The sequence below is a fragment of the Gramella sp. MT6 genome (genome assembly GCF_019357415.1).
GTDB lineage: Bacteria > Bacteroidota > Bacteroidia > Flavobacteriales > Flavobacteriaceae > Christiangramia.
The window spans coordinates 3,191,113-3,212,464 of the sequence record NZ_CP048410.1 but is presented as its reverse complement, the minus strand read 5'-3'; the positions used below and the strand labels follow the sequence as shown (position 1 = coordinate 3,212,464).

Here is a 21,352-nt window from a genome sequence, read left to right as displayed (position 1 = left end):
GTATCCAAACTTCTAGAGGCTTTTTTTTATAGGTGGTTGTGGATGAGAGATTGGATAGTATTTTTCCCTACTTTATAATCCCATTTATAAAAAAGGAGCAACTTTTTAGCCGCTCCTTTTAAAAAAAATTTCACATTTTTTTTAAGCTGCCATTTCTTTACAGCTTTCGGCACAGGTTCGACATTTTTCTGCGCATTGCTGGCAAACTTCACTGTCAAACTTTGCACATTCATCCGCACAGGCCTTACATAAGTCCGCACAAATAGCACATAGGCGTTTTGAATAATCAGACTGGCTTGCAAGTAGTTGAACACAGGCTGTGCATAATGCAATACAATCCAGACAAAATTTGTGGCATTCTTTCATGTCGGGTTCCCCCAGGTGTTGATCCAGGCAGATCCTGGCTGCCGTGATACAGGCGTTGCAATCATCAATACATTTTTGCATTTCTGAACTTAATGGTTTCATAATTTAAAATGGTTTTAGTTACTTCCTGATCTGTTCGAAAATCAGAAATAAAGGATTAAGAGCCGAACCTCTATTCAAAGATCGGGTCATAGCCTGGGGGGGAGGCAAGCTGATTAATAAAAATTTAACATCTTAATTGGATTACAAACAAAAAAGGCAACCATTTTTGGCTGCCATAAATTATCAGGTTTTTTAAGTATGGAATATTTATTAAGCTTTTCCTATTCCTGCTTCGATAAGCTTTTCTTTACTGATCTCATTGTTTGTACAGCATTCAAGCAATTTACCATCAACTGCCACCGAGGGGATTCTTTTAACTCCATATTCCTGCATCTTGGTTAAACAAGATTTATCATCACATTGGTCCACCATATTATAGGTGGTAATTTCGCAACTATCGCAGGATAATTCTTTTACCATTTTCACTACCGGATCGCATACCGGACAATTTGCCGTAAATATTTCTACTTGTCTTTTCATTTATATGAATTTAATTTAACAATCAGTTTTATCCTTATTTTCAAAGAACAGTTCAAAGATAAGAGCGGAACCAGGGTGGTCTCCAAATAAAAAAACCTGCTTTTGTAAAACAGATTTTAAATAGTATTAAATTAAATAGAAGAATATTTTACTCTGGTCTATTTTCAGAAATATAAGATTCTAGTCTTCGTTTAAGTTCATCAACCTCCTTCATTTTATCGGTAAGGCTGTTAAGCTCAAGATCAGGGAATTGTTTTCTTATGAATTCAATTCGCTCTTCATTACCGCAATTACCGGGACAGGCTTCCACCGTTTCTGAAATTGTGATCGCCAGAGCTTTGCGGTACACTTCATCTAAAAGAAGAAAATGCGCCTTATCCAGTCCTTTTTGCGCAGCTTTGAACTGGATCAGGATCTTTTCTGGATCTTTATTTTCATCCAGCATTTTTATAAGCCCGTTAAGCTGGCCGCTGATGCTCTGCAAGCGGGTTTTTATATCTTTACTTAGATCTCTAGGAATCATACTTTTAATTTTCAGCAAGATACATCTGGAGTGGGGGAGGTCACCAAAAGTATTTTAAGTTTTTAGCAGCAATTTGTTCCTTCCTGAATGGGTGGACAGGCAACAGTACCATAAGAACAATAAACGCAGCAATCACCTTCCTTTGGTTTCAATAATTGACTGCAATTTTCACATTGGTAAAAAAACTGACAGGCGGTTGTAGGCATTTCTTCTTCTTTCGTATGTCCGCAATCAGGACACGTAATGGTAGATACTAGCTGTATTTTCATAATCTATTATTTTTGTTTAGAGCATATGAGGAATATCCGATGACAAAGTTGGATACGTAAAGATCATCGTCCTTAACTCATTGATTTTCATTTTGGTTTTTATCGCCATGGCGAATAAATTGATGGTTTCCTCTGTGTTAGGACCTATTAAATGTGCCCCAAGAATAGTCTGATTCTCTTTATCAATAATCGTTTTATAAGCATATTCTTTAACATTCAGTCTTTTTGCATTGAACCAGCTTTCCGCATGGTTATAATTGACCTGATATTCTATCTGTTTTGATTTGGCTTCTGCTTCGGTTAATCCTACTGATGCCAGGGTAGGTAAAGTAAAAACTACGGAAGGCATTGGTGGATAATTAACTTTTTTCTTGTTCCCTTTGATGATGTTTGATGCCACGATATGCCCTTCCATCACCGCAACAGGGGTAAGGGGCAAGCTTTTAGAATCTGCTGAATCTCCCGCTGCATAAATATTAGGATTAGAGGTGCTTTGGAGGTAATCGTTGACCGTGATTCCTTTTTTTGAAAAAGATATCCCTGCTTTTTCCAAATCTAAATCAAATATGGCGGGAGGACGACCGGCCGAGTTAAAGACAGAGTCAGTCTTATAATTGACCTCTTTTCCATTTGATTTTCCTACTACTACATAATGGTCTTCTTTCTTTTTAATTTTAGAAACTTCGGTTTTCAAAACCAATTTAATGCCCAGGTTTTGGGTTGCCTCCACAAGATGTTGTACAATGTCACGATCAAAGTTTTCCAAAGGAAATTCTCCACTATGTAATATGGTTACATCGGCACCGGCCCGCGCAGCGATATGGGCAAATTCAAAGGCAATGTAGCCACCTCCAATAAATAAAAGTGATTCAGGTAGCTTTTTCAGGTTAAGGAAATCTGTACTTGAAAGGGCCAAATTTCCACCTTCAAAACCCAGTACCCGGGGTTTTGCTCCTGTTGCGATTACGAATTTATCAGCTTCAATAACTTCATCTCCTACCTGTAAGGTGTTATCAGATACAAATTTAGCTGAAGTGTGATAAGTGTCTATGTTCTTATTCTTATATCCTTTTTCAATTTTAGGAGGCATGGCATCCACAAAAGATTGCTTAAAAGCCATAATATCTTCCCAATTGACTTCTGGTACGGTATCTATTCCATTTCCTTTAAGCCTTTGCGCAAAATCACGTACTTCAGTTGCTCCTATAATCACCTTTTTAGGATCACAGCCTCTTAGGGCACAGGTTCCACCGTAGGGAAGTTCATCGGTAATGCCCACCTTAAGGCCTTTGGAGGCACATTTATTAGCAACGGTCATACCCGACATCCCGGAACCTATTACAAATACATCATATTTTTTCATCTACTTCTCTTCTTTATTTTCTGTATCGATTACTTTATAACCAGTTTTATTTATTGCTTCTCGAATTACGACCAAATCAACTTTAGTTTTATCATATTCCACCACAGTATTAGAATTTTTGTAACTCGCTTTTACGGATAAAATGCCATCTAGTTTGTTCACCTCGCTTTCTACATGGGCTTCACAGCCTGCGCAGGTCATTCCCTCAACTTCAAAGGTGTGCTTTATTATGTTTGATTGAGAAACATACACTATATCCTTGCTGGGCTGTGCATAAAATATATTGGAATAATAAGGGAAAGTCAGCATCAATCCGGCAAATGCTGTAACTATGAATAGAAAATTTTTGGACTGCCAAAAAGATGGTTTTGCTTCTTTGTCACAGGCACAATCTATTTCTTCTTGTGTTTTAGGTTTCAATTTTAAATACCAGGCCAAACCAAGAATTCCTATAGTAAGTGCAACCAAATAGGGACGAAAAGGTTCTATCCAGGAAAATGTGGTGACAAGTCCACTACTACCTGCTAAAATTGCCAAAAGGGGAGTAATACAACATACGGAAGCAGTTATCGCAGTAACTATGCTCAAATATGCCGGACTGTTTGATTTTTTGGAAGTTTTCATTTTAGGCAGTTTTTTTAACCATTTTGATAGTAGTGAAAATAGTATTAAGTACAGCTGTTTTATCCTTCACTAATGAATAATACAATGTTTGCCCATCTCTTCTGGAGGAGATAAAACCTGCATCTTTAATTTTACGGATGTGTTGGGATATTGCAGGTACACTCATTTCTAAAATATCAGCAATATCACAAGGGCACAATTCGTCTTCCATGTTCAAAAGGAATAAAATTTTTAAACGTACCTCACTACCAGCAATCGATAACAGTTTGGTCATATCCTGAAAATTATCATCCATTCTTTCAAGAACATTTTTACAATTGAGAAGTTGTTGATGATCAGCTTGGGCTCTTGTACAAGTAATTTCCATGGTGAATGTATTATTTAGATTTCAAAGGTATAATAAAATACGTATTTAAGCAAATACTTAAATAATAGTTAGTACAAATATTCTGCTTCATACATTTAAGAGATTATGACCATTAATTTCAATGATTCTAGGAGTTGTATAGCAGTCAGCACATTACCGCTTCATTCAGCGAAATGCTCCATTTTGGGTAAAGAGCTTTCTTAAGAATATCTTGAGCATCCTTTTAATTTTTTCTCTTGATGTATTCGATAAATAACAAGTTGTGCTAATTCTATAGCCTTATTCTATAAACTAAGTAACAAAGGATGCCCGCTTAATAGGAATTCCATTTATTCATTTACTTCACTTCCGGTTGTTTTTTAATTTCAGCATTTCCATTTCCTTCCCGGCCGTTGCTGTTCCTACCTTTTTTGTAATGCAAAATACCAATATTTAGAAGTTAGTCCAGACTGCATAAGCCAGTCGCATACTCCTTTTTATAAGTCTTCCCTAATTCTAATTCTTGAAAATGTATCAGCATCAAAAAAGGTAACAGCACACGGCTCTATAGGAAGTAAATCAAATAAAAATCTCATGAAATCATTTCAAAACAACATACCCAGAAGCGAAGTAAAAAAATCAAAAACAGGAAAACGCCCCGGATATAATAAGTAAATCAATTATTAATTTTTAAATTTTTTAATTATGAGTACGCTTAGAAACAAAGTTCAGTTAATCGGAAATGTGGGGCAAACCCCGGAAATCAAAAATCTTGAAAGTGGTAAAAAAGTAGCCAGCTTTTCAATTGCAACCAATGAATTTTATAAAAGTTCAAAAGGAGAAAAAGTACAGGATACACAATGGCACAATGTTGTGGCATGGGGGAAAACCGCTGAAATCGTAGAGAATTATGTGGGCACCGGAAAAGAAATTGCCATTGAAGGTAAATTGACCACTCGATCCTATGAGTCCAAAGAAGGAGAGAAGCGATATGTTACTGAAGTGATAGCCAGTGAAATTCTTCTTTTAGGCAATGGAACTGCTAAGGCGGAAAGCCAGCAGTAGTTAATTAAAAGAGGGCGGGTACTTGCTCACGGTAACGCCCTCTTTTCATTGAAAACTCTTTAAAATGATTAATTATGAAAACTAAAGTTAATGAAATATCGATAAAATATCAGGGGAATTTTAAGATCTCTCAGGCGCCTAAAATAAGTTCATCTGTTAATGCTGCTGAACTATTATACAATACCTGGAACAAAGACCAGATCGGCCTGCAGGAAACTTTTAAAGTAATGCTGCTTAATAACGCAAATAAAGTGAAAGGCATTTTTGAAGTTTCCACCGGTGGAATTACGGGGACACTCGTAGACTTACGAATCTTGTTTGCGGTTATTCTCAAGAGCCTTAGCTGTTCTGTGATCCTTGCTCATAATCATCCGTCAGGGACTTTAAAACCGAGCGAAGCAGATAAACGCCTGACACTAAAAATTACCAAAGCAGCGGAACTGTTAGATATTAAAGTCCTGGATCATTTAATACTGACACCAGATGGTGATTATGTAAGCTTTGCGGATGAAGGTATCCTGTAAACTATTTTTTAATCCCTTATAAAATACCTCTAAAAACTTTAGGGGTATTTTTTTTATTCTAATCTCTGGATTTTTTATTGGCTACCGGTAGTCTGGAATTAAAAAAAAGAACTTTCGCTTTTACCTGAATCTTCCTTTTTACTTTCCAAGTATGGAAATAAATGAATAATAAAATTAAAATTTTCACCATTCTATAGCATATTAATTTCTTTTTGAAAAAAAATATGGTATATTTAATTAGCTGAACTTCAGCAAATAATTTTATGTAAGGTATCCCAATTTTTGACTTTCGCTGATATCCTTACCAATCATAATTTTTTACATAATGGAATTTTATTCCTCAAAATGCAACTGGACATTGGTCCAATTTGTATGAGATTTTCGTCCCGCCTGGCGGGACGAAAAGGAATAGCAAGAGGATAACGGGCAAAGCCGCGTTATATATCTGGCTTACAACACTAATTAATTGATAATCAATCAATTAAAGTTAAATTAATTTAGGTTTAGAGCTTTTTGAAGTCATTTTTTCACGGAAAAAACTTCACAGCCCAGTAAAATCAACAAAATTTTCACGGAAAAATGGATAAAGGATATGAATATGAACGGTTTAAGAGCATAAGTCTGAAGGCTTCCGTTGCAAAGAAATTCAACAGCTATTGCAAAAAACTTTCTATGTCAAAATCCATGACCTTGCTTTTAATGCTGGAGTTTTTTGAGGATAATGGAATTTCTCCAACGGAATCTATGGGCCCTAAAATGCAAACCCTGGAAAACCTGATCAAGAAAAGGATCAATGGAGTCATCGCTATCTTAAAAGATATTGAGAAAGGACAAACCAAACCAACGGTAGCCATGATGCAATCTTTGTTCCAGGAAGCTGAACCTAAAAAACAACCCCTGATCCTGGAGAAGAAAAATACGGAAGAAAAACAACCCAAATATCAAGAACGAAATCAACAAGACTCATAAATTATTAAAGATGTATATCACCATCACAGCACAAAAATTAGGAGGGAATTATTCTCAGGGTTCAGCCGACTTTGTGGACTACCTGGAAAAGGAAAACCAGGGACTGGATTCGCAGGATAGGGAATACTTCTTTAATCAATATGGGGACCAAGTTTCAGCGGAGGAAGTAGTCCGGGAAATTGATGCCAATACCGCTAAACTGGAAAAAACGGAACCAAGGTTTTATTCTATTACGATAAGCCCTTCAAAATACGAGTTGAACAGGTTGAAAAACAACAGCGAAGATCTAAAAAAATATACTCGTGCAGTGATGAAAGATTATGTGGCTTCTTTTAATCGTGAACTCAATGGCCGACCGGTCAATATTGATGATATAAAATACTACGCCAAAATTGAACATCAACGATTTTTTAAAGGCACCGATACACAGGTACGGGAAAATCAGCCCTTTGCTACCAAAATACTTCAACTAAAAAATGATATCCAAAAAGTGGAGCGCGGAGAACAACCTGGGAATATTGCTCAGATGAAACGGGAGATCAATAAACTGGAAAAAGCAGCTCCCCATAAACAAGAGGGGCAACGAATTGTACAGGGAATGCCCAAAGAAGGGAACCAAAGCCATATCCATATTATAGTGAGCCGCAGGGATGCTTCGAATAAGTATAGCTTATCTCCCGGTAGCAAATACAAAGCATCGAAGGTTGAGTTGAATGGGAAAACAGTCAAACGGGGTTTTGATCGTGATAAATTCTTTGGAAAAGCTGAAAAAACATTCGATAAGAACTTCGGATATCAACGAAATTTTGTGGAAACCTATACTGCCAGGAAAGAGTTCATTAAAAACCCTAGAAGTTATTTTTCAAATTTGATGAAACTGCCAACCAGTGAAAAAGCAATTGCCATGAAAATGCTAAAAGAAACCGGAATGCCTATGATGCCAAACATCCCAACCAATAAAGCCCAGTTGGCTTTAAAAGTTCTTAACCGGTTGAGAAGGGGAGTGGATATAGCAGTTAAATCAAGCTCTATCGGAATTTAAATGAAATAATATAAATGATATGGAAGAATTCAACATTGTAAATACCACCATAATCGTCATTTTTTGTAGTCTGCTTTTCTACGGTTTATACCGTATTTCCAGATATGCATTTTTGATCAATTCACTTTTGCTAATAGGATTTATTCTTTACTGCTTTTATCCCCAGCTGATTATAGAAGGCCTATTGTATGTGGGTAGCCCCTTGTTATTAATCAATACGGTTTTCTATGTTTTCTGTCATTCCACTGAAATAAAGGATAAGGTTGCGAGGAAGTATCAGGTAAATTTTAAAACCAGTAGTAAAGATTTTAAGATTGCTAATATCAAACGCGGGGCATCCGTCATCGGTTCTGCCGGTAGTGGAAAAACGGAAAGTGTGGTCTATGGTTTTCTAAAGCATTTTCAGCAATACACTTTTTGTGGAGTAATCCATGATTATAAGGATTTTGAACTTACCGAAATGGCTTATCCGCTTTTTAAGGATTCAGATATTCCTTTTAAGATCATTTCCTTTGATAAGATTATCCACCGGGTCAATCCGATTGCACCCCGCTATCTGGAAAATGAAGAGAGCGTCAATGAAATTTCCAGAGTTCTCATTGAGAATCTATTAGAACAGAAGGAGTCAGGCACAAGCGGAACCACAAAATTCTTTAATGATGCTGCAGAAGGTTTAATAGGAGGGATGATCTGGAAATTGAAAACATCCTATCCACAATATTGTTCATTGCCCCATTTAATCGCAATATATCAGTTTCTGGACACAGAGAGCCTTATAGCTTTCCTGGATTCGAACAGGACCTCCAGGGCGATGGCAGATGCCTTTATTAGCGGTAAAGATTCAGAAAGACAGACTGCAGGGGTAAAGAGTACCCTGGCTAATGCCCTAAAACGGATCAGTACCCAAAGTATATTTATGGCCCTGTCTGCAGATGACGTTCCTTTAAATATAAATAATCCCGAAAACCCCGCAGTAATTTCCGTTGTGAATAACCCTAAATTTGAATCTTCCTATTCTGCGGTAATTGCAGCCATCATCCATACCATTACCAAACAAATGAGTGTACGTAATTCCAATCCGTCATTTCTATTGATGGAAGAAGCACCTACCTTACGCTTACTGAATATGCACCGCATTCCGGCTACTTTGAGAAGTTATGATATTGCCACGATATATGTGATGCAGGATAAGATCCAGAATGACATGATGTACGGAGATAAGGCCAGTAAAGCTATACTAAGCAATCTGTCTTACCAGTTCTTTGGGAAGGTTAATGATCCTGACACCGCTAAATATTATGAACGTTTCTTCGAGATTATAAAGGATCCTACTAAGAGTGTGAGTAGTGGCCATAATCTGAATTTCGATACACGAGTGATTACCGGGGAAAATGAAATTCCGAAAATTAGAGCAGATGCTTTTTTTCGATTGAAACAGGGTGAGTTCATTACCTATGCTGATGGGAAGGATAAAAAAGTACAGTTTAAATTACAAAGGATTTTAAGGGAGCTTCCTGGAGCAGCTAAAGAGTTCTCTTCAACCGATTTGGAAATGAATTTTGAAAGAATTTATCAGGAAGCTAAATCAATTTTTAAATAATTACAATAATATTATACTTTGTCAAGTAAAAACCAGAAAAAACTTGACCTAATTCAGTTTTAAGATTATCTTTGCGGTACTATGAATATTGCAGCATCCATTAAAAGTAAAATTAATAAGTTAGATTCAGGAGAGGTTTTTACCTATGATACCCTTGGAATTCCTCCAAATGAATTCCTGGCTGCTGCAAAGGCATTAAGCCGATTAGTGGAGGATAATGTAATCAGGAGATATAAAAATGGGGTATATTACAGACCTAAACAAACTGCTTTTGGGGAATTAAAGCCCAGAGAAACCACATTACTTGACTTGTATCTCTTTGAAAAGGACAAACAGATTGCATACGTTACCGGATTGCGACTATATAATGAACTGGGATTGACTACTCAAATATCGAATGTGGTAAGGGTAGCAGGTAACAAAGAGATCAAAGCCAAAATAGGTAATCTTGTCATTAAACCTGCAAAAGCGTATGTGCCCGTTGAAGAAAACAATGTATCGTTACTTCAATTATTAGACGTTATAAAAGATTTTAAAAATATTCCGGATATGGATAAAAAAAGGGGAATCACCTTTTTAAGAAAAAAAATTCAGGAGCTTACTGATGTAGAGAAAAATAATCTGATTGCTATTGCCAAAGCATATCCTCCAAAAGTGAGAGCACTGTTAGGTGCCATCCTTGAAGCTCTTTCTTTAAATTCCTTCAGTACATCACTTAAAGGCAGTATCAATTATCTGAGTACTTATAAATTTGGCTTATCCAAAAGCATCTTACCTACAATCTCAAACTGGAATATTTCTTAATGAAATTACATCACTATAAAGCCGCTTTTGAAGGTGCCATCGTGGCCACTGCCCACCATTTCGGAATTTCTGAAATCTATGTAGAAAAAGATTATTGGGTGACCTTTGCCCTTAAAATTATCTTTACGGATCCCAACTCCAAAGATATTGCCGTTTTCAAGGGAGGAACTTCGCTATCTAAATGCTATGGTATCATTCAACGGTTTTCCGAGGATATTGATCTCGTTGTCATAAAAGAAAATGGAGAAACAGATAACTCTATAAAAAGAAAACTTAAGAAGGTCACCAGTGTGTTGGAATCAGAAATGAAGCTTGTTCCTGATCACCCCCTGGAAAATAAAAAAGGCAAGATTAGAAAGTTGGTGTACGGTTATGATAAAGTAGGGGTAAAAGGTATATATGGGCAGGTTCGGGACCAGATTGTTTTGGAAGTTTCCAGCTTAGGCAGATCTTACCCGTCGCAAAAAGTCAGCGTGCACTCAATGATCACACAGTTTATTGCGACCACAAACAATCAGGACCTTATAAAAGAATATCAACTTGAACCTTTTAATTTAACGGCAATAAGCATCGAACGAACCTTTTGCGAAAAAATCATTAGCCTGGTAAGATTTTCATATACGGAGAATCCTTTAGAGGATTTAAAAAATAAGATCCGACATACCTACGATTTACACCAGTTACTGCAGGAGTATAAAATTTCGTTATTCCTAAAATCAGATGATTTTGAAGTAATGCTTTTGCAGGTAGGGAAAGATGATGATAAAGCTATTCCCACAGATAAAGAATGGTTGTCCAAACACCCGTTAGAATCCTTGTTTTTTAAAAATACCGAGAAGGTTTGGGAAAGTTTAAGCCCAACTTATAATGGTCAATTTAGGGAATTACTAACCGGAGAACTACCAGACGAAAAAGAAGTATTGCAATCTTTGATGAATATCGGATCCAGACTAAAAGATATAAAGTGGTCTATCTGAAAATCCTGATTTCGGATAGTCAGTTGGTTTTCAATTAGGATTATTTATAAATCGATGAGAAATTTTTAATACCACATCCCTTTCACCCTTTCCTTCGTTGAGCTCCAGTAATACCTGCCGGTCGTTACTCAGAGAAAACTTAGGAAATACATACACCAATCGAGCAGTGTGACCTTTTTTAATTTTCGTAGGAGCTTTATAGGCGAATACAGGGTCTTTTTTAAGTGATTGCATCGATTTTTTCTTTCCCTTTTGCCTGGTAGTCACAGACAGATTTAGAAAATTGACATCATAATCCAGGCTGGATTGGTTTTCAATCTGAATTACAAAATACAGTTCGTTCTGGTTAAAAACTATATTTTCAACACTTAATATGATGCCCTGGTTTCTTTTCTTTACCCTACCAATCCGTTCCTTTTTATTCAGTAGATAGAAACAAAAATTTCGATAATGGGTTTCTCTGTCGAGCTGGTTTGGTTTTGGTTCTATATCCTTAAAAGGGGCTGGCAGATCACGCTTTTCAGTGCCTATACGTTCTGTACCCTGGATAAAATAGTTTAATCTGGAGAGGTCCTTCCTATACTTAAGGATATAAGAGTACACCGAACCTCCAGCATCTATTACCAGAAGATTACTCTCAGTCCCTGGTTTAGCCTGTAATAAGCCGAAATATTGTTGTCTTTCCCTGTTATGGGTGAAAACAAAATGGCTGGCACCTGTAATACCCTGGCTGATAGGCTGCGGAAAAAATAAGGCCACGTTTTTGTGTTCATTGGCAAAAATCGTGTCCAAGCGTTCTGCCTTTTGAGAATAAAGTTGGATGCCTGTTAAAAGGATCGCGGAAATAAGAAGATATGTTTTCATGACCAAGAGTTTAAATTATACCAGAAATTTATAAGCCTGGTTTTAATATGAGTTTATAGTTATTCAGGACCGTAACTTTTACATTACGATTTTTGGTTTTTAAGAGCTTGCCTATACCACTTACCTGTGGCACACTGGGAATATTGATCTCTCCTAAAAGATCATCCAGGACTTCGGTAGTGGCTTCCTCACGAAAATTATTTTCCACATAAATACCTTCACTTCCATCCTGTAGATCAAAAGCTTTTAATGCGGTTGGTTGATGTTTTAAATTCTCTATTTCGATAAGCACCCGGTTAGGCCGAAAACTTACAAAACCAAAAATGGGGGTATTCTTTGGGACCGGCTTATTGCCAATAATCGCATCCTGTTCCAGCCGTAAACGGAGCCGGGAATTAGACCTGACTACCTGGGTACCATCGACTACAGCTAAAATTTCCGAATCGGTAGTTTCAGAAGCAGCAATGTTGTTTGATTTAGGATTGGATGCAAAGAAAAGCTGGTGCTCCAGTCCCATCTCTTTAGCCTGGATCTTCACTTCCTCCCGAATTGCTGAAGTATCTGTCCTTTGAATTTTCCTGGGAATTGATTTTTTAGACCGGGCAGCCACCGCACTTACTTCCGCATACCTTCTTTCTCCCAAAAAATATATACTATCGATGATGTGCTGTTTTTCCTTTTCGGGAAGTTCTGCATCGTAATAACCCAGAGAATCCATCAGTTTTTCATCATAAATACTGGGGACATTGGTCTCCCTTACCTCTTTTAAATCGTTGATGGCATCCAGTTTCGAATCATAGGAAGGTGGATCTTCCTGCAGCTCTGGAACCGTTGTTTGTTTTAGGTTCTTGTCCTCATCTTGATCATCACCTGTGATCATGATCGTATAAGAGATCAAAAAAATGATGGTGATAGCGATGATACTCCCAACCACGATCTTATTCTTTTCTATTTTCATCATAATATGTTTTAAGATTCAGGAACGATTTTTCTCAGACTGTTTTCAAAGTAATCCGTAATCAGGAGGCCATGAGGATTATTTGGAAAATGCCGGTCTACCGTTATAAGTTTTCCCGTGGAAATAAGTTCATAAGTGTCTACAATAGAGCCTCGGTTGATTTCAAAAACGGTAGTTGTTCTAAACCTATAATGATCATCCATTTCTTCGATGTCCGATTCGATACTGATGACCTTTTGTACCAATGAATATTGAAGCAGACGATTATAAACACCTTCGGCTTTTTTCTGGCGATATAGATCGGCAACAGAACCATTACCCAACCATAATGCCTTTTCAAGGTTTTTCTCATAATTGGTGGCGTGAATGTTGTAGAAGTAAGTGTGGAACAGGTCTAAATGTGCTAATGCTTCCACCTGAAAATTTTCTTTTTGGGTGACTAGTTTTAAAGGAATAATACTCCCGTCATTGTTAATGGCAAAAGTAGAGTTCAACGCTTTTTTATTCGTTGTGAAGGTGACCCAGAGGGCAAAAGCACTAAATATTTGTGCGCTTATAACAATTGCTAATACAATAAATCGGTTGAGTTTTAAGACGGTATAAATATCTTTATAAGGAGTTTTCATAGTTTTTGTGTTTAGTGTTTATACATCTGCTTATTCTGATCTATCTTTTCCATAACTGGCAAAGGTTTTAGCTGGTAAATAATCTCAGGGTAAAGGAGATGGCGCGGCGGTATAATTTGAATTTTAAAAAGACGATAAAACCAATTGATCCAAGTTCCACCACCGGAGCAAAGAAATTACTCCCGAAATCGGTACCGAAAAGGTTCTGCCAGAAGTTGGTGTTGATCTCCGTATATAGCGCGTTAATAAATACATTGACCAGAAAAAAAGCAGGAACAAGCATATATACTCCCGCATATAATCTGAAAAAGCTATAGGCCATCGAACGGAATTTCTCAAATACCGAAAGACTAAGGATCAAAGGGAAGAAAGCCTGCATGATTCCCAGGATAAAATAGCGCTCCGCAAGGAAAAGAGGATAAATAAACAAATCCAGGATCCATAAAAACAGGCTGATCAGAAATGCAAAAGTTTTAAAACCATATAATGGAGTGACCAGTGCTTCATATAATAAGGCCATGGCTTTGCGCATCGCGTCCAGTGCGGATACATCTTCTTCGATCGGGATCTCCTGCATCTGTAGGGGGAGGAGGGCAGGAGCAGTTTCACGGTATTGATTCTCTATGGCTACAAGGATCCCATCAAAAAATCCCAATATCTGAGTAGAGAAAATAACCAGCAATACCACGGCAAAATTCTTTGCCAGTTCACCTGGACTAAGACCCCAGGTATATCCATCTTTTTCCGCTACACCCTCATTATATTTCTTCAGAATGTTGACCAGGAAAAATAAAACAGCTAAGGTTTTCATTCCTACTATAGTGTATTGCGAGAACTCACTACTCTGAATCGTCTGGAATACAGTATCAATATATTCCAGACCTACTGCGGATATGATGGCAACAGCTGTCATTAAAAAGCAGTTTCCCGGTTATTGATCCTGTCCTGCATCTTCCGAAATGATATGATCTCCTGGTAACGCCTGGTTTTCAAGCGCACATCATTCACCATTTCCTGGCTTTCCAGTTCTTTTTGTTTTAATACCTCGGCCCGCTCTGCATCACTCATTTTTAAATGGTCACTGGATAAGATCTCATCGATAAAATCCATGGTTGCCAGGGAGTTTTCCACCACGGCATCAAAGGATTCTGTGACCCTGGTTACTTCATCGGGTTCGATATACGGAGAATCCAGAATGTCTCGAAGGTCATTCTGCATGACGCTGATCAATCGCTGATTATTTCGTCCGATCTCCCGAACAGCCTTCAGATCCTGAATGACACTATTGACCTTTTCTATATTCTCTTTTTGAGCTTTTAGAAAATTAACCGTCTTTACCAGGTTGGCTGTCTGTTTTGCTGATTCTACAAGGGATTTTACCAGACTGATAAAATTGGTATTATCATAAACGGGCATTCCCTGGCACGCAGCGCGTGCAGGCAATAATAACGCTATAGCCATTACTACAATCAAAGTTTGAGTTTGCTTTTTCATGATTTCTTGTTTTTAGGATTAATAAATTCTGTAATTGCTTTTTCCATGGAGTTATGTTGGTCATAAAGCGCCATTATTTTATCATTTTCTGACCCGTCAGTCAGATATGCCGCATAAACTTCCATGGGTACTTCGAGACGGAACACATTGCTTTGTTTTCCAATCTTTATAAAGATCTCTGTGTATTTTCTGGATCCGGTAAGGTTGTTCTTTATAGATCTTAACTGGTTAAGATCATGTTTAGAAAGACTTAAGCGTCTTACCAGCTCTTCATATCCTTTTTCGTTATGGAGGCTGTAAATCACCTGTGTGTTCTCCAGAATACTCGCTGAAGTGGAATTATTGGGAAGCTGGTTGATCGATTGTAAAATGATTCCGATAGCACCGTTCTGTTTACGAATAGCCTGATAGTAAAATTCTACGCTCTCTAGTACGTTTTCAAATTTTAGCTGTTTGGCAAATTCATCAAAAAGGATAATTCCTTTTTCCGAACGATTCTTCCATATGGTTCTTTGTATAGCCGACTTGATCAGCTTCAACATCACCGAAAGGATTTCCTTGTTATCCTTTACTTCATCCAGTTCAAAAACGATCAGACGTTTATCCTCGATTTTATAGGTCTGATCTTCGTTGACTTCAAATAGAAAACTATATAGACCATCGCCAACATACTCCGACATGATATGTAAGAAATTCGTAATGTTGAAGTAGTCGGGATGGATTTTGAGTTTGCTCAACAACTCTTTTTGGTTGCTTTCGATGAAGTGGTAAAAGCTATCTAGAGAATGATTCTCAGGTGTGTTTACATAATAGTGGCGTAATATCTTTTTGATGGAAACCGACTGAGCCTTGGTTACTTTCAGGTCTGAGGCAAATAATTCGAATAGGAACACCGACAAATCTTCCAGACGTTCCGGGCTTAGGTCATTTAAATTATTGATATAGAAAGGATTGATGCCTAAACTCTTTCCACTCTCATAGCGGAGGACAGTATATTGTCCGGGATATAGTTTAGCGAATTTGGTGTATGATCCTCCCAGGTCAATAATGACCAGGCGTACCCCACTTTCAAAATATTGTCTCAGGATGTTGTTAGCCAAAAAAGACTTGCCTTCACCAGTGGGAGCAAAAATGGCAAAATTCCGAGCTTTGATCCGTTTCTTATTCTCGTCCCAGACATCTTTAAGCACAGGGATATTATGTTCCCGATCATTGAAGATGATGCCAGTCGAATCCGACTTATAATTCGTATTATTAATAAACAGGCACAGGGCATGTTTTAGATCGGTTACATAGAGATCTTCATTGGAAAAATTAGACGAAAAACAGCAATAACTGTTTAGTATATAATTTTTACGTTCTTCACCTCCGGGGTAGTAGGGCAGAATGTCCAGCTCTTTGAATTCGGTCTTTATTTTGGAAGCAATCCTATCCAGATTTTTGGATTTCCGATCCCAATAGATGATGTTTAGATGACCGCGTATGATTCGGGAATTTTCATCCGCATTGATCCGATCCAGAGTATCCTGTATTTTTCCCAGTACTATTTTGTTTTGAGATCCGAAATTGGAACTCTTTTTTAATTCCTCAACTTTTTTATCCAGAAGCCTGCGCCATTTATGTTTATCGTCCAGATATATGATCTGGTTTATCATATGATTCTCATTCAGGGTGAGCCCTAAACCATCGATAAATCCCTGATGGAATACAAAATCATCCGAAGTGAATTTTTCATTGGTCTTGCTACTTTGAGCACTTTCGCCAAAACATAGTTCACTGTTGATGGCCAGGGTGTCAAAATAATTTTCACCAATATTTACTTCCCCTTTTTCTAATAGAATATCGGTATCAAAACCTTCATTGAAACCATTGAAATAGCTGTTAGTCAGGTGTTCTATACCTTTTTTTTCCAGTGGGATGAGATCTATTTTACGACTGTTATTGATAAATGAAACCGAATCGCTCACTGCAGCTGTAAAGCTTTGTACAGTATCATCTAATTCCCTAACAATTGCTTTGGAGATATTTCGAAACGGATTGACATATTTGGAGTTATTAAGAGCTTTATTTTTGGGCAGGTTAAAAAAGAGAAAACTGCGATGCTGCATATATCCTCTTCCTTTGAAATGATCATGGGTGGCTTTTTCTAAAAAGGATTCGCGTGGTAGTTTCTCACACGAATAGGCTGTCTTTAAATAAATATCCTGCTTATGGACAACAGTTCCTACCGGTAGCGATTTCAGTGCCTGAAACCATGCTCCATGTATATCTTCAAAATCTTTTTCAGATAGGGAATATATCTCTGGTAAGGTCACTTCATAACACAAAACCACATTACCATTATTGGCAAAAATGATATTGTCTCGAATATCTACAATAGGATTATGGGCTGATAGGTTAATCTTTTTCATAGTAGAAGCCGGAATTTTTTTTATTACTGATGATTTTTGGGAATACTTTGGCCACATGAAATATTTGAGGATTATTTACTGACCTGATCAAAGCGATATATAAAACCGAATTGAAAAGGAATACACCACTAATAATCCCAAAACTGAAAGAAAAGATGACGACCAGAAGAGAAGCTATGATGGATACCATCATCAGTGCGAACAGGGATAAAGGCAATCCAAAAATGATTGCCTTCTTTCTCATATTTCTATAGATCTCAAATTTTTTCATAACGTTTAGTTCATTATTACTTCAGGATCTTATACTACAATGGTGATCAGATAGGAAAAAATACCTACGACAGCGCCGGCAATGAGAACAAAGACCAGGACCCTGGTGATTCCTTTTTTGAGATCAGAATTTTCTCCAAAGAAATGACCAGCATTAAATAGAAACCCAATAAGGAAGATGACCCCCAGGATAATAGGGAAGATGCTCCTAATAGTATCAGAAACATCATTTACGGAATCTTCAATTCCCCCAATTTGTGCAAAAAGTGATGTTGAAAGTAGGGAAGCAAACGTTGCCAAAAAGATTGATTTTTTCATAACGGAAAAGTTTAGATTTTTGATGTTGTTTTCGTTAAAGAAAAATTACATATAAATAGTTTCAAATAATTGAAAATCAGATATTTGTGAATAAAATATTATTTGGTTTTATTTGAATTCCGTTATTATTATTTGGCATTAAATTCTATGAATATCAATGGGTAAGTTGTTGATAACCTGAAAATTGAAAATTTAGAAAACACTCAAAACGTCAGTTTTATGATTTTGCTCTTGAAAATGTGTGTCATTTTCTAATAGGGATCTCAGAATCAAAAACTAATTGTCATTGATCCGGGACACGACGGGAAAGATTCAGTTGCTATTGGAATAAACGGTATTCAGGAAAAGGACGCGGTGTTGAAAATTGCAAAGAAAATTTTGGAGTTAAATGAGAAGAAGGATGCGCCTTTAGATATTTATTTAACTCGATATAGCGATACACTCATTTCTCTATCTGATAGAACTAACCTGGCCAGAGCACTAAACGCTGATCTATTTATTTCGCTGCATTGTAATCATTCGGACAATCCAAATGCCAGAGGTATAGAAGTTTATGTAGCTAATGCTATATCTAAGTATTCAGATGAATCTATCTGGCTTGCGTTTCTAATACAAGTTGAATTAAATAATAATTTGGGTTTTGAGAGTAGGGGAGTGAAGTTTTCGAATTTTCAGGTAAAACGGGAAACGGTAGATTATTGTCCTTCTGTGCTGTTAGAATTGGGGTTTTTTAATATTGGGGATGAGAATAATTTTCCCAAAAGGCAGAAGCTATTACGGCGATGGCTTTAGCTGTATGGGAATTTTTAATTAAAAATTCAAAGGTTACTAGAGAGTTATATGAGAAATATTAAAAGAGATTTTGATAGCGACTGTTAACCCTATACCTACCTATATCAGAATGTCTATTTGATTGAGAATAGGATTGTAAAGGTCAACTGTGTCATCCGGGGACTCTATCGATAAAATTAAGCTGTAGCGAACTTGATTGTTGTACCTCATTAGTTTTTTTCGTGTTCGCCACCATCCATTAACCGGAAAAATAGCAATCACGTTTCTTGTGGCTAGGTCGGCAGCAGTTCCTTTCCAAATGTCTTTATGGATTGAACCTTTGTCTCGAACTTTATTGCCGATAATCCAACTTTCACCAGAATACGAGCCACCTTGGTCTTCCAATCTCGCTTCTCTGTTTACTCTTTCACGAAAATGCCCAACAGATTCACCGGAATCAATCATTTTAAACCTCAAACCGTAGGATTGATAGTAGTATGATTTGCTATATTGTTTGTTTCCGGGATTAGGTTCTATAAAATAACATAGCGTGGCGGTAAGAGTTACTTCACTATCAAAAAGACCAGTCAATACTTCTGAGGGCCAAGGCAAATCATGCAAGTGCATTTCATTAGTTTTGACTGTTCCCTTATCAAGAATGTACGGGCTTAAAGTTTCCTGAGCAATTAGCGTAAGTGAGTTGTTGGCGCTTCGAACCGCCTTCTGAAAATCAGGTACGCCATAGCCAAAAGTTCGTAGTAAATCTCGTTGCTCTGCGTTATTTAACTCTTGGATTTTTCTATTGCTAAGCATTTCATTTGTCCAGTCTGCCGAATGTACTAGAAGCCCTTTAATAGTTTCAGGCCATAGTGTCGGATATTGCGAGGTTAACATTGCAGCATATCTAGATGCTAGTGCAGTGGCACCGCTTGTATCGCCAAAGCTATGCAATGGTTCAGTTCTAAAGTTTTTTCCAACCGAAAGCACTCTTAATGAATCTGGATCTATGAGTCCATCATTATGAATCCCATAATTACCACCTTCCATAACCAATTCAGGTTTTAAAGCCCAACTGTTTTCCCACATCAGGGAAGTGCTATTGCTTGGCGACATTCCGCCAGTTGGAACAAGTGGGGTTGCCCCTATAAATTGGACTTGGTCAATAACGGTCTTTTGGGTAAATGAGCCAATTGTCAAAACATTAAAGGCTTGGGCTGGGTCGTGAATGGATTCTTCAAAATTTCTTTGGGGATATTCGTTAGGGTTGAATATAGAAGTATTGCCACTGGAAATACAGAATAGAGATTTACCATTTGATGTTCCCGATTCTCCAAATGCTATTTTATCTACTGAACTTGACCAAGAAGAAGGTTTTCCCTTGTCTCGCCCATCCGTAGCAGTAACGGCCATAGTAAGAATCCGTTTATTTTCTGAATTTAAGATAATCGCTCTGGCAACTGCTTCTTCAGTTACCGCACCATATAATTCTGGTTGATGAGGATTGTTCGGATGAATTAGTTTTATGGATTCAAGACGATGGAAAATTTCAATGTTTGAGGTGTCTTGTAGTAAATCTGTTAGGTCACCATATAATGCTGTTCCGGCCATTGGTGTTCCGTGTCCGAGACTATCGGTGTCGGCATTTCCCCATTCAGGATTTACCGAGTCCATATTTCCATCTGGTAAAAAGTCTTGCAAAAGAGGGTGTCCTCGGTTAACCCCAGTGTCCATAATGCAGATAATTACGGAATTATCTGTAGTTCTATTGATTGTCCGGTTTTTTAGGTCTTCTATCCAGTCATTAGCATCATCACTGTTAAGACCTGTAAAAAAATCGGCAGCTTCTTTAGGCTTCCTTAACTCTGCTAATTTATCAGTGTATAAAATAGTAGTCGATAATTCCCTAGCTGTGCATCTTACCAAACGCACAATGTGTTCTGGGAACAGTAACCTTCGTTCAGCTACAACGATGACATTATCTGTAAGCATATTCATTACATCGTCATCTTCACGGGCATCGTTCTGAGTATCTTCACGATGTAACCAGACTTCCCACCAGATTTCTTCATCCAGGTGGGGAAATTCAATTTCATCTTCTTGCCAAAAACTGACCAATGTGGCTTGCTGAATGTTGCTGATGTTGTTGAGTAGAGGAGCATTTTTAGGATTCCCCTTTGGGGTATCTTTATCAGGATTAAGATATACTTCAATTTTATTTAGAAATTTCGATATTCCTTTTGTGTTTAAAAATACACAAGCTCGATATTGCTCATATTCATGACCATCTATTACAACTTTTTCCAATTTTGATGAAACAAAGCGATGGTCGCCGGCTCTTCCATCCTCAAAACTATCAAATGCCAACAAACAATTTTTTTCGGAAATGAATTCTAGATATACAAAATCAGTATTGGAATCATCTCTGAAGGACCTTACTGCCATACCAAGTTGAGCACGTAGAGAATTACCGTGAGCACCTCTATTTCTATCAATAGGATTCACTTGGTTTCGTCCAGTACCTGGGCTTGTGTAAGACTCGGTAGATACATACCCAGAAAGAATTATGTGTTCTAAGTTTCTAGGCAT

24 protein-coding genes are annotated in these 21,352 nt (G+C 37.4%); 8 read left to right on the top strand and 16 right to left on the bottom strand.

Annotated features, from left to right (window positions below):
* Positions 1-26: 26 nt before the first annotated feature.
* From G3I01_RS14450 to G3I01_RS14420, 7 genes are all read right to left on the bottom strand, one after another.
* A complete protein-coding gene (locus tag G3I01_RS14450; protein WP_219548969.1) occupies positions 27-332 on the bottom strand; it encodes a hypothetical protein in 306 nt (101 codons plus the stop codon).
* Positions 333-678: 346 nt separating this feature from the next.
* Positions 679-948: a thioredoxin family protein gene (locus G3I01_RS14445; protein WP_219548967.1), complete on the bottom strand. Its 270-nt coding sequence runs from the start codon at positions 946-948 to the stop codon at positions 679-681.
* A gap of 148 nt (positions 949-1,096) precedes the next feature.
* Entirely contained in the window at positions 1,097-1,471 is a 375-nt protein-coding gene (locus G3I01_RS14440; RefSeq protein WP_037322012.1) for a metal-sensitive transcriptional regulator, read from the bottom strand.
* A 62-nt stretch (positions 1,472-1,533) separates the two neighbouring features.
* The gene (locus G3I01_RS14435) at positions 1,534-1,740 is read right to left on the bottom strand and encodes a GDCCVxC domain-containing (seleno)protein (RefSeq protein WP_219548965.1); all 207 of its coding nucleotides are present in this window, start codon (positions 1,738-1,740) and stop codon (positions 1,534-1,536) included.
* Positions 1,741-1,756: 16 nt separating this feature from the next.
* Positions 1,757-3,103 (bottom strand): NAD(P)/FAD-dependent oxidoreductase, encoded by a 1,347-nt coding sequence (locus G3I01_RS14430; RefSeq protein WP_219548963.1) that lies wholly within the window; start codon positions 3,101-3,103, stop codon positions 1,757-1,759.
* Complete coding sequence (merTP, locus tag G3I01_RS14425; RefSeq protein ID WP_219548961.1) at positions 3,104-3,727, bottom strand: mercuric transport protein MerTP; 624 nt, start codon at positions 3,725-3,727, stop codon at positions 3,104-3,106.
* 1 nt (position 3,728) lies between these two features.
* Positions 3,729-4,094 carry a metalloregulator ArsR/SmtB family transcription factor gene (locus G3I01_RS14420; RefSeq protein WP_219548959.1) on the bottom strand — a complete coding sequence of 122 codons (366 nt, stop codon included), beginning with the start codon at positions 4,092-4,094 and terminating at the stop codon, positions 3,729-3,731.
* Positions 4,095-4,778: 684 nt separating this feature from the next.
* Here G3I01_RS14420 and ssb point away from each other — a divergent pair.
* The 7 genes from ssb (at position 4,779) to G3I01_RS14385 (ending at position 11,054) form a co-directional block, all read left to right on the top strand.
* Positions 4,779-5,138 (top strand): single-stranded DNA-binding protein, encoded by a 360-nt coding sequence (gene ssb, locus G3I01_RS14415; protein ID WP_219548957.1) that lies wholly within the window; start codon positions 4,779-4,781, stop codon positions 5,136-5,138.
* Positions 5,139-5,212: 74 nt separating this feature from the next.
* A complete protein-coding gene (locus G3I01_RS14410) occupies positions 5,213-5,662 on the top strand; it encodes a JAB domain-containing protein (RefSeq protein WP_219548955.1) in 450 nt (149 codons plus the stop codon).
* Positions 5,663-6,241: 579 nt separating this feature from the next.
* The gene (locus tag G3I01_RS14405) at positions 6,242-6,631 is read left to right on the top strand and encodes a BfmA/BtgA family mobilization protein (RefSeq protein WP_219548953.1); all 390 of its coding nucleotides are present in this window, start codon (positions 6,242-6,244) and stop codon (positions 6,629-6,631) included.
* Between the two features lie 10 nt (positions 6,632-6,641).
* Positions 6,642-7,673: a MobB family relaxase gene (gene mobB / locus G3I01_RS14400; protein ID WP_219548951.1), complete on the top strand. Its 1,032-nt coding sequence runs from the start codon at positions 6,642-6,644 to the stop codon at positions 7,671-7,673.
* Positions 7,674-7,692: 19 nt separating this feature from the next.
* Positions 7,693-9,273: a type IV secretion system DNA-binding domain-containing protein gene (locus G3I01_RS14395; protein ID WP_219548949.1), complete on the top strand. Its 1,581-nt coding sequence runs from the start codon at positions 7,693-7,695 to the stop codon at positions 9,271-9,273.
* Positions 9,274-9,354: 81 nt separating this feature from the next.
* Positions 9,355-10,077, top strand: coding sequence for a DUF6088 family protein (locus tag G3I01_RS14390; RefSeq protein WP_219548947.1), 723 nt, complete (start codon positions 9,355-9,357; stop codon positions 10,075-10,077).
* A complete protein-coding gene (locus tag G3I01_RS14385; RefSeq protein ID WP_219548945.1) occupies positions 10,077-11,054 on the top strand; it encodes a nucleotidyl transferase AbiEii/AbiGii toxin family protein in 978 nt (325 codons plus the stop codon). Before G3I01_RS14390 ends, G3I01_RS14385 begins: the two co-directional genes overlap by 1 nt.
* A gap of 30 nt (positions 11,055-11,084) precedes the next feature.
* On the opposite strand, the gene G3I01_RS14380 is transcribed toward G3I01_RS14385, so the two are convergent.
* From G3I01_RS14380 to G3I01_RS14345, 8 genes are all read right to left on the bottom strand, one after another.
* Positions 11,085-11,918, bottom strand: a complete 834-nt coding sequence (locus G3I01_RS14380; RefSeq protein ID WP_219548943.1) for a DUF4138 domain-containing protein — start codon at positions 11,916-11,918, stop codon at positions 11,085-11,087.
* 28 nt (positions 11,919-11,946) lie between these two features.
* A complete protein-coding gene (gene traM, locus G3I01_RS14375; protein ID WP_219552843.1) occupies positions 11,947-12,876 on the bottom strand; it encodes a conjugative transposon protein TraM in 930 nt (309 codons plus the stop codon).
* Between the two features lie 11 nt (positions 12,877-12,887).
* Positions 12,888-13,502: a conjugal transfer protein TraK gene (locus G3I01_RS14370; RefSeq protein WP_026934538.1), complete on the bottom strand. Its 615-nt coding sequence runs from the start codon at positions 13,500-13,502 to the stop codon at positions 12,888-12,890.
* 67 nt (positions 13,503-13,569) lie between these two features.
* Positions 13,570-14,415 carry a hypothetical protein gene (locus tag G3I01_RS14365; protein ID WP_219548941.1) on the bottom strand — a complete coding sequence of 282 codons (846 nt, stop codon included), beginning with the start codon at positions 14,413-14,415 and terminating at the stop codon, positions 13,570-13,572.
* A complete protein-coding gene (locus tag G3I01_RS14360) occupies positions 14,415-14,996 on the bottom strand; it encodes a conjugal transfer protein (RefSeq protein ID WP_219548939.1) in 582 nt (193 codons plus the stop codon). The genes G3I01_RS14365 and G3I01_RS14360 overlap by 1 nt, the downstream gene beginning before the upstream one ends.
* Complete coding sequence (locus G3I01_RS14355; RefSeq protein ID WP_219548938.1) at positions 14,993-17,407, bottom strand: TraG family conjugative transposon ATPase; 2,415 nt, start codon at positions 17,405-17,407, stop codon at positions 14,993-14,995. The genes G3I01_RS14360 and G3I01_RS14355 overlap by 4 nt, the downstream gene beginning before the upstream one ends.
* On the bottom strand, positions 17,394-17,678 hold the full coding sequence (locus G3I01_RS14350; RefSeq protein ID WP_219548936.1) for a hypothetical protein: 285 nt from the start codon (positions 17,676-17,678) through the stop codon (positions 17,394-17,396). Before G3I01_RS14350 ends, G3I01_RS14355 begins: the two co-directional genes overlap by 14 nt.
* Before the next feature lie 29 nt (positions 17,679-17,707).
* Positions 17,708-17,995: a hypothetical protein gene (locus G3I01_RS14345; protein ID WP_107013272.1), complete on the bottom strand. Its 288-nt coding sequence runs from the start codon at positions 17,993-17,995 to the stop codon at positions 17,708-17,710.
* A 279-nt stretch (positions 17,996-18,274) separates the two neighbouring features.
* Here G3I01_RS14345 and G3I01_RS14340 point away from each other — a divergent pair, with 279 nt between their 5' ends.
* The gene (locus tag G3I01_RS14340; RefSeq protein ID WP_347709013.1) at positions 18,275-18,787 is read left to right on the top strand and encodes an N-acetylmuramoyl-L-alanine amidase; all 513 of its coding nucleotides are present in this window, start codon (positions 18,275-18,277) and stop codon (positions 18,785-18,787) included.
* Positions 18,788-18,886: 99 nt separating this feature from the next.
* On the opposite strand, the gene G3I01_RS14335 is transcribed toward G3I01_RS14340, so the two are convergent.
* A complete protein-coding gene (locus G3I01_RS14335) occupies positions 18,887-21,352 on the bottom strand; it encodes a S8 family peptidase (RefSeq protein ID WP_219548935.1) in 2,466 nt (821 codons plus the stop codon).

What these genes read in the sequence shown, in the direction of transcription:
- G3I01_RS14355 (WP_219548938.1), bottom strand. Translation starts at nt 17,407, where the DNA reads ATGAAAAAGATTAACCTATCAGCCCATAATCCTATTGTAGATATTCGA.
- G3I01_RS14430 (WP_219548963.1), bottom strand. Translation starts at nt 3,103, where the DNA reads ATGAAAAAATATGATGTATTTGTAATAGGTTCCGGGATGTCGGGTATG.
- G3I01_RS14405 (WP_219548953.1), top strand. Translation starts at nt 6,242, where the DNA reads ATGGATAAAGGATATGAATATGAACGGTTTAAGAGCATAAGTCTGAAG.
- G3I01_RS14410 (WP_219548955.1), top strand. Translation starts at nt 5,213, where the DNA reads ATGAAAACTAAAGTTAATGAAATATCGATAAAATATCAGGGGAATTTT.
- G3I01_RS14365 (WP_219548941.1), bottom strand. Translation starts at nt 14,415, where the DNA reads ATGACAGCTGTTGCCATCATATCCGCAGTAGGTCTGGAATATATTGAT.
- G3I01_RS14370 (WP_026934538.1), bottom strand. Translation starts at nt 13,502, where the DNA reads ATGAAAACTCCTTATAAAGATATTTATACCGTCTTAAAACTCAACCGA.
- G3I01_RS14395 (WP_219548949.1), top strand. Translation starts at nt 7,693, where the DNA reads ATGGAAGAATTCAACATTGTAAATACCACCATAATCGTCATTTTTTGT.
- G3I01_RS14350 (WP_219548936.1), bottom strand. Translation starts at nt 17,678, where the DNA reads ATGAAAAAATTTGAGATCTATAGAAATATGAGAAAGAAGGCAATCATT.
- G3I01_RS14445 (WP_219548967.1), bottom strand. Translation starts at nt 948, where the DNA reads ATGAAAAGACAAGTAGAAATATTTACGGCAAATTGTCCGGTATGCGAT.
- mobB (WP_219548951.1), top strand. Translation starts at nt 6,642, where the DNA reads ATGTATATCACCATCACAGCACAAAAATTAGGAGGGAATTATTCTCAG.
- G3I01_RS14435 (WP_219548965.1), bottom strand. Translation starts at nt 1,740, where the DNA reads ATGAAAATACAGCTAGTATCTACCATTACGTGTCCTGATTGCGGACAT.
- G3I01_RS14420 (WP_219548959.1), bottom strand. Translation starts at nt 4,094, where the DNA reads ATGGAAATTACTTGTACAAGAGCCCAAGCTGATCATCAACAACTTCTC.
- G3I01_RS14385 (WP_219548945.1), top strand. Translation starts at nt 10,077, where the DNA reads ATGAAATTACATCACTATAAAGCCGCTTTTGAAGGTGCCATCGTGGCC.
- G3I01_RS14440 (WP_037322012.1), bottom strand. Translation starts at nt 1,471, where the DNA reads ATGATTCCTAGAGATCTAAGTAAAGATATAAAAACCCGCTTGCAGAGC.
- G3I01_RS14335 (WP_219548935.1), bottom strand. Translation starts at nt 21,352, where the DNA reads ATGCCTAGAAACTTAGAACACATAATTCTTTCTGGGTATGTATCTACC.
- G3I01_RS14345 (WP_107013272.1), bottom strand. Translation starts at nt 17,995, where the DNA reads ATGAAAAAATCAATCTTTTTGGCAACGTTTGCTTCCCTACTTTCAACA.
- G3I01_RS14360 (WP_219548939.1), bottom strand. Translation starts at nt 14,996, where the DNA reads ATGAAAAAGCAAACTCAAACTTTGATTGTAGTAATGGCTATAGCGTTA.
- G3I01_RS14380 (WP_219548943.1), bottom strand. Translation starts at nt 11,918, where the DNA reads ATGAAAACATATCTTCTTATTTCCGCGATCCTTTTAACAGGCATCCAA.
- traM (WP_219552843.1), bottom strand. Translation starts at nt 12,876, where the DNA reads ATGAAAATAGAAAAGAATAAGATCGTGGTTGGGAGTATCATCGCTATC.
- merTP (WP_219548961.1), bottom strand. Translation starts at nt 3,727, where the DNA reads ATGAAAACTTCCAAAAAATCAAACAGTCCGGCATATTTGAGCATAGTT.
- ssb (WP_219548957.1), top strand. Translation starts at nt 4,779, where the DNA reads ATGAGTACGCTTAGAAACAAAGTTCAGTTAATCGGAAATGTGGGGCAA.
- G3I01_RS14390 (WP_219548947.1), top strand. Translation starts at nt 9,355, where the DNA reads ATGAATATTGCAGCATCCATTAAAAGTAAAATTAATAAGTTAGATTCA.